The 13,122-nt window shown below is 52.9% G+C and carries 10 protein-coding genes; 4 read left to right on the top strand and 6 right to left on the bottom strand.

The genetic code is table 11. From position 1 onward, the window contains the following. Window positions 1–93 precede the first annotated feature (93 nt). The 3 genes from mutL to xrtD all read left to right on the top strand — a co-directional run bounded on the left by mutL (window position 94) and on the right by xrtD (window position 5,081). Window positions 94–1,959: a DNA mismatch repair endonuclease MutL gene (mutL, locus tag D9A02_RS06850; protein ID WP_120500231.1), complete on the top strand. Its 1,866-nt coding sequence runs from the start codon at window positions 94–96 to the stop codon at window positions 1,957–1,959. Next, window positions 1,956–3,128, top strand: coding sequence for a DNA recombination protein RmuC (locus tag D9A02_RS06845; RefSeq protein ID WP_120500230.1), 1,173 nt, complete (start codon window positions 1,956–1,958; stop codon window positions 3,126–3,128). Before mutL ends, D9A02_RS06845 begins: the two co-directional genes overlap by 4 nt. 366 nt (window positions 3,129–3,494) lie before the next feature. Then, window positions 3,495–5,081 carry a VPLPA-CTERM-specific exosortase XrtD gene (gene xrtD, locus D9A02_RS06840; protein ID WP_120500229.1) on the top strand — a complete coding sequence of 529 codons (1,587 nt, stop codon included), beginning with the start codon at window positions 3,495–3,497 and terminating at the stop codon, window positions 5,079–5,081. A gap of 54 nt (window positions 5,082–5,135) precedes the next feature. Here xrtD and D9A02_RS06835 read toward each other — a convergent pair whose 3' ends face one another. Genes D9A02_RS06835 through D9A02_RS06820 form a run of 4 tightly spaced genes read right to left on the bottom strand, consistent with a single transcriptional unit; the run spans window position 5,136 to window position 8,954 of the window. After that, window positions 5,136–6,083, bottom strand: a complete 948-nt coding sequence (locus tag D9A02_RS06835; RefSeq protein ID WP_120500430.1) for a glycosyltransferase family 2 protein — start codon at window positions 6,081–6,083, stop codon at window positions 5,136–5,138. Window positions 6,084–6,142: 59 nt separating this feature from the next. After that, window positions 6,143–7,111: a glycosyltransferase family 2 protein gene (locus D9A02_RS06830; protein WP_254054572.1), complete on the bottom strand. Its 969-nt coding sequence runs from the start codon at window positions 7,109–7,111 to the stop codon at window positions 6,143–6,145. A gap of 4 nt (window positions 7,112–7,115) precedes the next feature. After that, window positions 7,116–7,961 (bottom strand): sulfotransferase, encoded by an 846-nt coding sequence (locus D9A02_RS06825; protein WP_254054571.1) that lies wholly within the window; start codon window positions 7,959–7,961, stop codon window positions 7,116–7,118. A 3-nt stretch (window positions 7,962–7,964) separates the two neighbouring features. Beyond that, the gene (locus D9A02_RS06820) at window positions 7,965–8,954 is read right to left on the bottom strand and encodes a glycosyltransferase (protein ID WP_120500428.1); all 990 of its coding nucleotides are present in this window, start codon (window positions 8,952–8,954) and stop codon (window positions 7,965–7,967) included. 264 nt (window positions 8,955–9,218) lie between these two features. On the opposite strand from D9A02_RS06820, the gene D9A02_RS06815 reads away from it, so the two are divergent. Beyond that, window positions 9,219–10,775 (top strand): O-antigen ligase family protein, encoded by a 1,557-nt coding sequence (locus D9A02_RS06815; protein WP_120500227.1) that lies wholly within the window; start codon window positions 9,219–9,221, stop codon window positions 10,773–10,775. A gap of 11 nt (window positions 10,776–10,786) precedes the next feature. On the opposite strand, the gene D9A02_RS06810 is transcribed toward D9A02_RS06815, so the two are convergent. Further along, window positions 10,787–11,962 (bottom strand): DUF2235 domain-containing protein, encoded by a 1,176-nt coding sequence (locus D9A02_RS06810; protein WP_162932983.1) that lies wholly within the window; start codon window positions 11,960–11,962, stop codon window positions 10,787–10,789. A gap of 166 nt (window positions 11,963–12,128) precedes the next feature. Continuing rightward, entirely contained in the window at window positions 12,129–13,055 is a 927-nt protein-coding gene (locus D9A02_RS06805; protein ID WP_120500225.1) for an ABC transporter ATP-binding protein, read from the bottom strand. Between the last annotated feature and the right edge of the window lie 67 nt (window positions 13,056–13,122).

Genomic DNA, 13,122 nt, shown 5'->3' with positions numbered 1-13,122 from the left:
GCATAGACGCTTATGTAGGCGTCTAAAGATACGGTGGTGTTGCCACCGCAAGGCAGTGGCCGAATCGTAGCTATTTGTGCTAGGTCTAGCGGTATGGCTCAGATGACCCCCCAGATAAGCGAAAAACGCCCTATTATTCGCCAACTTGACGATGCTGCGATCAACCGCATTGCTGCGGGTGAAGTGGTGGAACGCCCTGCCTCGGCTGTGAAAGAACTGGTGGAGAATGCACTGGACGCGGACGCACGACGGATTTCCATTGATTACGCCGACGGCGGCAAGACATTAATCCGGGTGTCAGACGACGGTTGCGGAATCACGCCCGACGATCTGCCGCTGGCCCTATCACGTCATGCGACATCGAAAATTGATGGCTCGGACCTGCTGAACATCCACACTTTTGGATTCCGCGGCGAGGCGTTGCCATCACTGGGAGCGGTTGGTCGGCTAACTTTTACCTCCCGCGCGCCGGGGTATGACGCGGCTGAAATTCGCGTGACTGGCGGGCAGGTTGATCCGGTACGCCCTGCGGCCCACAACGCGGGCACCACTGTCACCTTGCGCGATTTGTTTTATGCGACACCTGCGCGGCTGAAATTCATGCGCTCGGATCGGGCCGAGGCGCAGGCGATCACTGACACCATCAAGCGTCTGGCCATGGCGGAACCGTTTGTCGGGTTCACCTTGCGCGATGTTTCAGGCGGTGGTGAGGGGCGCGTGACCTTTCGCGCAGATCCGGAATCCGGCGATCTGTTTGATGCGCTGCACGGTCGTCTGGCGCGCATTTTGGGGCAGGAATTTGCAGACAACGCCCTGCGTATCGATGCCACACGCGAAGGCCTGCATATGACCGGTTATGCCGCCTTGCCGACCTATTCACGCGGCACATCAGTGGCACAGTACCTGTTTGTGAATGGCCGTCCGGTACGCGACAAGATGCTTTATGGGGCATTACGAGCGGCATATCATGACTTCCTCAGCCGAGACCGCCATCCAGCAGCGGCACTGTTTATCGAATGCGACCCGACCTTGGTGGACGTCAACGTGCACCCGGCCAAGTCAGAAGTGCGCTTTCGCGACCCGGGGCTGGCACGCGGGTTGATCGTGTCTGGCCTGCGCCACGCGCTGGCCGAGGCAGGACACCGAGCATCTTCAACGGTGGCCAACGCCACATTGGGGGCGATGCGCCCTGAGCCAACTGGCCCAGCGCGGATCTATCAGATGGATCGCCCATCACAGGGTGCACGTACACTAAGTTATCAGGCGCAGGCACCGCAACCGGTGGGCACGCCGGGGTTCGCGGACATGCAAGGTGCGTACAGCGCACGTGTAGAGCCGGAAGTGGTGGATGTTGAAACCGCTGAGGTGGCGCCGCAGTCATTGCCCTTGGGAGCGGCGCGGGCGCAGGTACATGAGAATTACATCATCGCCCAGACCGAAGATGGCATGGTCATTGTAGACCAGCATGCCGCACATGAACGGCTGGTCTATGAGCGGCTCAAGGCGCAGATGGCAGAAAACGGCGTGGCATCGCAAGCCTTGCTGATTCCAGAAATCATTGACCTGTCCGAGGCGGATGCCAGTGCCCTGCTGGAGCTGAACGAGGATCTGGCCAAGTTAGGGTTGGTGGTTGAGCCGTTTGGCCCTGGCACCATTGCGGTACGTGAAACCCCTGCGATCCTTGGCAATTGCAATGCCAAGGCGATGATCCTCGATGTGATCGACGAGTTGCACGACCAGGGTGACAGCCTGACGGTACAAGCGCGGATCGAGGCGATCCTGAGCCGGGTGGCCTGTCACGGCTCGATCCGCTCCGGTCGCCGGATGCAAGCGGACGAGATGAACGCGCTTTTGCGCGAGATGGAAGCGACCCCGCATTCCGGCCAATGCAACCACGGGCGGCCCACTTATGTTGAACTCAAGCTGGCCGATATTGAACGGCTGTTCGGACGCACATGATCCAGATTGGTGACACCATCCTTTCCCTTAACGATCCCCTGGTCTTGATCGCGCTGGGCTTGACGGCACTGGTGCTGTTTTTGCTGATCAGCACCTCGCGTGCGGCGGCGCGGTCAGCCCGGATGGCAGAGCCTTTGGCACAGCAGATGGGGCAATTGGGCCAGCGGGTGCAGGGCCTGAGCGACGGGCAGCATCAATTGGCAGGTGGGTTGAACCATGTGTCCGAGGCGCAGGCTGCAGCGCAGGCCAATATGTTGCAACTGATGGAGCAGCGTTTGGCGCAGGTGCAAGAGCAGATGAATCAGAACCTGCATGGCTCTGCGCGACGCACGGCGCAATCGTTGGGGGAATTGCAGCAACGGCTGCAAACAATAGACAAGGCGCAAGAAAACATCACCAAACTGTCGGGTGATGTGCTGTCATTGCAGGACATCCTATCCAACAAACAAACCCGTGGGGCATTTGGGGAAATTCAGCTCAATGACATTGTAACCAAGGCCCTGCCATCAGATAGCTACACCCTGCAGCACACATTATCGAATGGCAAACGCGCCGATTGCCTGATCCATCTGCCCAATCCGCCCGGCCCGATATGCATCGACAGCAAATTCCCGCTGGAGGCTTATGAGGCCCTGCGCAACGCCAGCAATGACTGGGAAGTGAATGAGGCGGCGAAATTCCTGCGCAGCTCGGTCAAAAAGCACATCAAGGACATTTCAGAGAAATACATCCTTGATGGTGAAACCGCCGATGGCGCGTTGATGTTCCTGCCCTCCGAGGCGGTTTACGCCGAGTTGCATGCCAATTTCCCGGAGCTTGTCCGCGAAGGTTTTACCGCACGGGTCTGGATCGTGTCGCCAACCACTTGCATGGCAACGCTCAACACCATGCGCGCCATCTTGAAAGATGCCCGTATGCGCGAACAGGCCGGTGCGATCCGGCGAGAGCTGGGACTGCTCTTTGCTGATGTAGATCGGCTGGGCACACGGGTGGAAAACCTGGACCGGCACTTCAATCAAGCCGCCAAGGATATCTCGGATATCAAAATATCCGCTGACAAAGCAGGGCGCCGCGCCAAGCGGCTTGATAACTTTGATTTTGAAGAGCTTGCCCCAGAAACCAGCGCTACGGTCGTGCCACTACAAAACACGCACAGCGATGCGACATGAATAGTTGATAAACTACAGTATTTCAGGAGAAAATGCCCGATTCGCAGGCCTATAGCCACAATCGGGCCCGTTTCATGTAATTGGAAAGCGTCCAGATTGCGCACAATATCCCAAAATCAGGGGGATTACGCACAAATCAACAACGTCAAATACCGTGCCAAGAAGCTTGATTTACTGGGGATATAAGGGCTTTCACCCTTCTATGCTCAATCAATTATGCGTCACTCACTGTCTTTTGAATGCGTATTCCCCCCTTTAACATAGTTTCCCGGCTGATTTTCGGATATGACAGATAAGTGTCGTGTTTATCGTATAATCCGCCCTCAGCATTTGCTGATCTGGATGAATTTTTGAGAATTTATAATTATGTCGCATACTAGTTCATATTCCGAAACCAATCACACCACTGGCGGTCTGTTCCATTGGGGGACATTCTGGCTTTTGATATCGGTTATCGGCGCCGCAGCCTTTTTTTGGGATGGCATTGCCGAACTGCTTAAAGCTTGGCAACTGCCAGAATATAGCCACGGGCCGTTGATCCCGGTTCTGTCGGGCTTGTTGTTTCTCAGACAGCTGAAAGAAGTGCCAATTGATAAGCGCGAGGCGTCTGACTACTGGCCCGGCGTTGTTTTGCTTATTCTTGCGGTCATGATGGCTATTGCGGGCCGGTTGGTCGAAATTCGCGATATTGTCTCTTATGCGCTCATCCTATGGGTTGGAGCGATCTTGCTGATCAGCTTTGGCTGGAAAACCGGAAAGCACTTTTGGCCGCCTGTGGTGCATCTTATCTACATGCTGCCCCTACCCGGGGCGCTTTATTATGGCCTGTCCACATATCTACAAGGTGTCTCGTCTGAGCTGGGCGTCTATTTCCTGCAGCTCATCCGCGTCCCCGTCTATATGGAAGGCAACATCATCGACCTTGGGGTATATAAGCTTCAAGTCGCCGAGGCCTGTTCCGGCTTACGCTATCTGTTTCCAATCCTGAGCTTTTCCTACATCTTCTCTGTGCTCTATCGCGGCCCAATGTGGCACAAAGCGATTTTGCTTATCTCGGCCGTACCAATCACCGTTTTCATGAACTCGGTTCGGATTGCGATCGCCGGATGGATCGTAAACCATGTTGGCCTGAGTCACGTCGAAGGATTTTCGCACTTCTTTGAAGGCTGGGTCATTTTTGTGGTCTGTATCCTTCTGCTGTTCTTGCTGGCTTGGATTTTGGTCAAGCTGAGAAGCGACCGCATCGGGCTGATTGACGCCCTTGATTTAGACACTGATGGTCTGTGGACGCAATTTAAGCGCATTCAGCTTGTTCATCCTTCAAAAGCCATGATCGGTAGCGCACTTCTTGTCTCGGCTCTCGCTTTGGCCTGGCAGGCGGTTCCGGAACGTGACATTGCAGCAGTCGACCGGGAGCCTTTGTTGTTGTTCCCTGCCCGTATGGGCGAATGGCGTGCGGGCCCGCATCAGCCGCTGGATCCACAAATCGAAGGCGTGCTTGGTGCAGATGATTACCTGTCTGTATCTTTGACCAGCAACGCACAGGAAGGCAGTGTCGAACTGTTCGTTGCTTGGTATGAAGATCAGGCCGATGGTGGCGTTCACTCTCCGGAAGTATGCCTGCCCGGTGCCGGCTGGGAAATCGCGAGCCTTGAGCAAGTTGATGTCCAGCCCGCTGGTTCTGCCTTTACCCTCAACGAGGTGATTATCCAAAAAGGCGTTCACCGAATGCTGGCATACTACTGGTATGATCAAAACAGCACACGCACCGCGTCAATGTATCAGGCCAAAGTTCAGCTGATGCTGGGCAAGTTCACCGAGGGGCGAAATGACAGTGCAATCGTTCGTTTGATCACCCCTATCGGCCAGTCGGAGAATATCGATGCGGCGCGGGTACGGTTGGATAATGCACTGGAAGAAGTGATTAAACCATTGCCGCGTTTCGTTCCCTGATCATCGTTAACACAGCCGTTTTAGCGGCTGTGTTACAAGACGATCACCGCACAGTCATGCACCATATGTGGCAGTCCACAGATGCGCCTGCTCTGCTTCAATCTTGGCAACGGCTTTGCCCTTTCCCATACGCAAAACAAGGCGCTGATATCTGCGAATAAAGGCTGCCAGCTCCTGATCTGACTGCTTTTTCGGGCGACTTATGAACGATCGCCAATAGCCCCAAAACGTTGCCAAACCACCAATCACATAAGGCGGGTGCGCCATTCTGAAAATCGCTGTCGCCGTGAAATAGAGTGGATCACTCCCCATGTAGTATTGCCCGTAACCATGCCGCATCCGGCCAGTAAGCACACCCTTTTGGCTGGATCCCATTGGTCGCAGGTGTTCAAATCGTATTTCTGGTGCATCCCAGCTGAGAACCGTCCAACCAAGTTGCCGTGACTTATGACAATCGATGGCATCCCACATGACCTCTTGCACAAAGCCGCCAATCTGCTGGAAACATTCGCGGCGATAAAATTTGGTCATACCGACCGACATGTCATCACCGCATTTTTCGCTGATCATCCGCCCGGCATCATTGGTGAAATACGGCTTGCCACTGCAACTTCCCAAACGCGGCTCTGTTTCCATCCGGTCCATAAGGGTCGCAAAATACTTTGGTGGGAGCGCCAGATCGAGATCCAGTTTACACAGATAATCAAATGCATCCATATCGACACTATTGAGGCCAAAATAGAACGCCTCGACCACACCCGGACCAACAGCGCGATGGCCGCGGTTTGGCTTTTGCACGATCTTGATCCAGTCATGGCGTGCCGCATAATCCGCTAAAATCTCTGGCGTATCATCGGTAGATCCGTCATCGACGATCACCCACAGCGCAGGCGTCTCTGATTGTGCGATGACCGTATCCAAAGTCTGACGCATATAATCTTGCTCATTTCGGCATGGCGAAATCAAAAGGTACTTACGGCTTTTATCTGGGGTATTGGACATCTTGGATCCTGTGACTATCGGCGTGTTCATATAACGGCCTAATACGTTTCAATATATCTTTATTTGTATTCGATGATTTTGGCTTTGCCGCCAGTTCGTTTGCGCAGATGATATTCCATGACGCCCTGCGCTTCGGGCCATTTTGCAAAGGTCATGAAAAATGCCCTCTCAAAAGCTGCCGGCCCCAAAGCCGAATCGCGCATCATGAGCCGCAGAACCTGCAAGGGGAAGACCAACAATCCTGATAAAACCCATGGGCTGATCAGCAGCGCCGCCAGAACCATGGCCAAAGGCAACCCGGCCCAAAACAATGCACGGCGCACCTCTCGGGCCCTGTGCCGCTCTGGTGGGGTGCCATGCATATCGAACCCTTCGGCGTAGGCGAACCCCGCGCGGCGGTTGCGTTTCCACCATTGCCCTAGTCGCGTCATCGCAGCATCGTGCCAGGTCATCTCAAGATCCAGCCGCCAGATTTTCCATCCCTTTGCACGCAAACGCAGGCAAAGTTCAGGCTCTTCTCCGGCAATCAAACTGGGGTCAAAGCCATTCACCTGCTGCAGGGCATCTACCCGCATCAAGGCATCTCCACCACAGGCACGCGCTTGTCCAATTGTCGTATCCCATTCCCAATCGCACAGCCGGTTGTAAACCGATGCCTCAGGAAATCTTTCGCGTCGCCTGCCACAAGTGGCAGCAACATCAGGGCGGTCTTGCAAAAAGGTGACAGCCGCTTCGATCCAACCTTCGCGCAGCTCACAATCGCCATCGATGAACTGAACAAAGTCCACCTCATCATCTGCCGTCAATCGGGCCAAACCTTCATTTCGGGCGCGGGCGGCGGTGAATGCTGTGCTCAGGTCCAGTTCATGCAAGATCGCGCCAGCCGTTATCGCCGCTGCGCCACTTCCGTCTGTTGAACCGGAATCCACATAGACCGTGCGCTCTACCCATGCAGGAACGGAATGCAGGCAGCGCAGCAAGCGTTCACCTTCGTTGCGGCCAATGATCACAACACCTATCCGGGGCATTCCCTTATTCATCGTCAACAAACGGATAACAGAGCTGCAGCGCAGAATGAGTCGGGAAAATTCCAGCAAGGATCTCGCGGTCTTTGGCAAAGATACCCTGCAGCCGCACTTTGCTTTGCTCTGACATCTCAGGGCGGTCTGACATCTGGCGGCTTTGCTTGATCTTATCCCGCAACCGCTGTGGCACCAACGCACGGCGTGCGGCGCGTGCGACAGGGTTATCAAACAGCAGGCCATGCATCGGGAATTTACGAATTCTTTCAGCGGATCGATTCATCTGCGCCTGTTCTTCGTGCCATTTCACAGCACTTTCGTGACCAAGAAACCTGCAGACCCCTGCCAGTGCCGTTTGCGGATCGGCTTGGACCTCTTCGAGGCTGGTCAGGTATATATTTTCCGCTCCAAAAGCCGTAACAAACGGCATGATCTGGCGTCCGTAACAACCGTAGTCGACCAGCTCGGCATCGTTCTCAAGCGCCGTTTCAATATCACTTTGTATCACGCCCGTGCTCCATTCATGAATGTAATGGGACACGGCCCGCGCAATTGGATTTCGGACCATATAGATCAGTTTCGGCTGATCCAAAGCCGCAATCATTCGGGACACAGTTTCAGGATAGGTCGGCAACTTGGTGTAGTGAGTGCTGGCCTCGCCCTTGATATCGTTTGGTAGCGCTGGCGTGAACAATTCTTGATAGTATTCCCGCCCGCGTGCGTATTGATCATTATCAGAGAAAAAGTTTGGTTCTTTGGGGTCGGTCATAAAGATCCCGTCCTGCTGCCCCAACTGCGTCGCGAGCGTACTGGTGCCGCATTTCATCGCCCCTATGATCACAAAATCAGGCTGCACACCTCAGTCCTTTTTCGCATAGCTCTTCCCCAACGGGGAAAATATGTTGATCCAGATATCGCGCCATTCGGCCTGATTTGCCTGCGGGATACGTTTGCCAAAAAGAACCCTGCTGAAGGCCAAAACGCGCCCCAGAACCCAGCACAGATTGGCGCCAACAAGCCCAAGCCAACCATAAGATTGATAGAACATTCTGGACCGCGAAGCATAGTAGTATGCTGGCAAACGTTTGCGTTCATGCGCCAGAGACTTCACTGGTCCACTCCCTCCGCGAAAATGCACTGCAACCGCTTTTTGTACATGTTTTATGTTCCAGTTAGCGCTTCGGGCTTTCCGACAATATGCAGTGTCTTCAAAATACAGAAAATACCCTTCGTCCATCAACCCGACTGTATCAAACACTGCCCGCCGGATGAAGATACAGGCAAAGCTGGCCCATTCGATCGTATCTGGTTCAGGTGGCATGTCCAGCGCCACAAGGTGATTTCGCACCAGTTTTGAAACCGGACCACTGCCCGCGCCTCGTGCCAGCTCACTCAATGGGCTATGAAAGCGAAAACAGCTGACTTGCACTTCGCCGGAGTCATACTCGATACTGGGGGCAAACAACCCGGTGTTTGGATTTTCATCGGCCACGTTCAGAATTTCTTTGAAAAACCCTGGTCTAAGCACTGCATCCGAATTCAGAATCAGGTAATATTCTGCCTCACAACTGGAAACCCCCTGATTATGCCCGCCAGAAAACCCGCTATTGGATGAAGATTCAATCAGGCTTACCTGCGCTTTGCGCTCTAATGTTGCGACCCATTCTCTCAGTTTTTCAACCGAATCATCACCAGATGCATTGTCAACAATGGCAATACGGCCTTCAATATCTCCCAAATCATCCAACACGGACTGCACACATTGCATCGTCAGCTCTGCGGTTCGGTAATTGATCACCGAGATCAACACCCGCACGGTTTGATCTGGGGGGGAGGCTTGCTTTTTCATATTCATTTACTGTCGTCGCATACCCTGTGAAATAGGGTTAAAGCGTTTTCCTCACACCTTTGAAATATTCTAACTCGCATAACTACTCTCTTTACCTGCGTCATCTCTATTGGCGCAACATTGTCATTTTATGGTCTAAATATGAAAATGACTTGTTTATATATCAGTGGCATTCAAGTTGCAGATTTACGGTATTCCCTATATCTTTGGTATGGGCATTTGCCCACCGCATCAATGACTTCGTGGACCAAGCATTAACGCGCCATGCCAAACGGATTTGCTCATATTGTACTTTATTCGTGGCCATTGGTCGCATTTTTACTGTTTCGGTCACTACCGGTTCGCCCTGCACTGATCTGGACAATCGTTGCCGGATATTTACTGCTGCCATCCAAAGTCGGTTTCGACCTTCCTGCCTTACCCACTGTTGATAAAGATCTCATTCCAATCATCAGCGCGGCACTCATGTGCCTGATTTTTGCACGCAAAAACAAACCTCAACATATGACAGAGCGGCCAGAGGGGCGCACTGCGATTGCGGAAGATACTGTCGCGGAAAATACCGCGATTGCAGACCTGAGCTTTATCCCCCAACGCGGCAAATTGATTTTCTGGGGCCTGATGGGGTTGGCTGCCATATCACCAATATTAACAGCACTTATGAATGCAACGCCGGTCGCGAGGGGCGTACGCTCGATCGCGGGCCTGAAGCCCTATGACGCACTTGCGATTGGCTCGGTATTACTGATTTCAATTCTGCCATTTTTCCTTGGTCGTCGCTATTTGGCATCTGAAGTTTCACAAAAACTTTTGCTGAAAATTCTGGCCATCGCCCTCTTGCTGTATTCAGTATTGATTGCCTATGAAATCCGTATGAGCCCGCAAATCAACAGCATGGTTTATGGATTTTTCCCACATTCATGGATCCAGCACATTCGCGGAAATGGGTTTCGGCCATTGGTGTTTATGCCCCATGGTCTCTGGCTTTCGATCTTGGTGGCAATGGCAAGTGCATCGGCTTTTGCGATCTGGCGCTGTGAGAACGGTAAAATTGGATCCGGAAAGTGGTTAATGGTCGGGGTCTGGCTGTTTGCTGTTCTCATGTTCAGCAAGTCTCTTGGCGCGCTCGCTTTGGCGTTCATCTTTTGCCCAATTATATTATTTCTCGGCGTTCGTGGGCAAACATTGGTCGCGGCTACATTTGCGGCCATAGTGCTTGTCTATCCGATGATGCGCAGTGCAGGCCTCGTTCCCGTCAATACCATTTACAGCGCTGCGCAAAGCATTGATGATCATCGCGCAGAGTCGTTGTTGTTTCGCTTTGATAACGAGGATCGCATTCTGGCAAAGGCGCGCCAAAAACCCCTGTCTGGATGGGGTGGATGGGGTCGCGCACGTGTCTTTGACAGCCGTGGGCGTGATGTGACAACGACCGACGGCTATTGGGTGATCATCATTAGTGAAAACGGGTGGCTGGGTTATATCGCCCGGTTTGGGCTGATGTGTATTCCACTGATCATGCTGGGGTTACAAAGACGCAAACTGCAGACCAGCATGGCCACCGCCTCCTTAGGGATTGTCTTGTGTATCGCTCTTATTGATCTGCTGCCAAATGCGACAATCAGCCCAATCTTGTGGCTGATCGCGGGCTCGGTCATGGGACGATACCAGACCGCAACACTTTTGGCTGATATCCAAATAGCCAAAGACACAGCTGAGGAAACATACGCGATCCCGGATCATCTCAGGGATGTCCCGGAACCTGTGGATGGGCCTTTAGCAGCGGCACCCTCAAAGCTTCACGTCAGAGTTCCCCGTTAGGTCAGAGGCCCTCAAAATCCCTTCAGATTGGAAGGGGTATAGTCGTTTGAGGGGTCTGCGCGCCGTGCTAAAGCTGTAGGATGAATAGTGGATCCCGGCGGAATATATCGACGTTGCCCAAACGGTAGGTAATAGCCAAAAACATGTCCCAAATCTGGCCACCGAGATCGACGCCGAAGCCTTGGAACCCCTTCCAAAAGAAACCAACCCTTCTTCATCTGGCTATGCAGTGCTGCTGATGCATCCGGTTTAGCGATCAGCAAATTCATCTTTTTGGTGACCTTATCCTCTTTACCAAGGACATAGCGATTATAAATGATCGTTCTAAAATCAAGATGATCGATCCCAAGCCCATCAAGTTCTTCACGCATCCATTGCATGGTGATCTTTGCCAATCCCGCCTCGGGCTCTTCGACGCTGCCCGCCACATCTGTATGTGTTCCCGCAAACCAGACCTGCTTTACATCCTGTGGCGGCGGGTCATTCTTGGTTTCAAAACGGTTGCCGTAATATTTCTGACCTTCTGTCCAGAATTGATGCCGGAAAAAACGCCGTGTTTCATCGATTGCCAACACGTGGCGTACGGCTTCAACAGATGGGTTTTCATCGACGCTGGAATGGGTGCCAAACTCGACAATGGTCCCTTTTCCGATCCGGATGCGGATCAAAGAACTAACCGTATCCCACAAACCCAGAAACCGGATCGGTGGATGCCGCATCTGGAACGCTTTTTCCAACATACGCAATTTGGCATGCTTCACCCTCGGGTCATCCGCGCTCATCCGGCGCCAGGCCCGAAAGGCAGGGGCCACAAGATGGAATTCTTGCGGATCCACAAGGCCGAAATCATTGATAAACCCTGCCAATGCTCTGGCTGTGTATGCGCCCCGCGAGTAACCAAAAAAGTATAGGCGGTCACCCTCACGATAATTTTTGCACAGGAATTCAAAAGCGCGAAGAACATTGGTTTCCAGCCCCATGCCTGCAATCAAACCTAACATTTGCTTGGGTTTGGTTAAAAACATCCGGGCAAACGGACGCGTATCCAATGTTCCCACCCCTGGTTGATAATAAACCAGCTGATCCTCAGTGCGTTTCAGGCTTTTGTAGAGCCGCAAAACATTGGATTCACTCTTCTCAATTTCATTTCCTGTGCCATCAAGACACACTACAAGCTTGCGTGACATTCTCAAATTCCAAAAACAAAAAGCCAAAACAGGCCAATGGATAAGCCTAAAACAGCTCAACCCAAAGTAATGATAACCATTAACGCATAGCATTCAAAATGAAAAAATCGGCTCTGTTTGAGCCGACGTAACTAGAATAGCTCTATGCTTCGTGCGCTAGGTGCGCTTACTTTCGCGTCAACTTTAGGAACACATCTTGCAGGTCAGCCTGCTCTGTTTTGACGTCGCGGATGCGAATACCCGCGTCCCGAACAGCCCCTAAAACCGACTCAGCGGGGGTTTTTCCAGATTGGTAGGTCACTGCAATCGCGCCATCCGGGCGCGTTTCAACAACCAGCCCATCAGCCGCAGGTAGGATTTCTGGCGCATTGTCCGGTTGGATGATCATAGTTTTAGTATCCAACTGCCCCAACAGATTGGCAGTGCTGTCGCGTGCAACCAATTCACCTTGATTGATAATGGCGATCTGGTCGCACATTTCCTCGGCTTCTTCCAGATAGTGGGTGGTCAGGATGATGGTCTTGCCTTGCTGGTTTAGACTGCGCACGTTTTCCCACAGCATCTGTCGCAGCTCGATATCCACCCCCGCAGTGGGTTCGTCTAACACCAGAATATGAGGGTGATGTACCAATGCCTTACCTAACAAAAGCCGACGGCGCATCCCGCCTGAAAGTGTTCGTGCATAAGCCTCGGCTTTGTCTTCCAGCCCGATCAAACGCAAAATTTCATCGCTGCGACGTTGTGATTTTGGCACACCATACAGCCCAGCTTGCACTTCAAGCGCGGCACGCGGGGCAAAAAACGGGTCAAGGTTCAGCTCTTGTGGCATCACCCCGATCGAAGCCCGTGATTGACGTGGGTTCACATCCTGATCAAACCCCCAGATCGTGACCTGCCCTTGGGTTTTGGTCACCAGTCCGGCCAGAATGTTGATCAGCGTCGACTTGCCTGCCCCGTTCGGCCCCAGCAGACCAAAGACAGATCCGGTTGGAATATCCAGATCAATGCCCTTTAATGCATGTTTTTCGGGTGCGCCCCGGCCACCGCCGTAGGTTTTCTTCAGGTCACGGATTTCGATGGCATTTGTGCTCATTGGTCCCCTTGCCCCTGCGTTCTAGATCACTCATATTCGCACCTAGTGGAATTGCCGGCAAAAGGAA

The organism is Roseovarius sp. EL26 (assembly GCF_900327775.1).
Classification (GTDB): Bacteria; Pseudomonadota; Alphaproteobacteria; order Rhodobacterales; family Rhodobacteraceae; genus Roseovarius.
The sequence above is the reverse complement of the archived record's forward strand: the minus strand, read 5'-3'. Positions and strand labels throughout refer to the sequence as shown.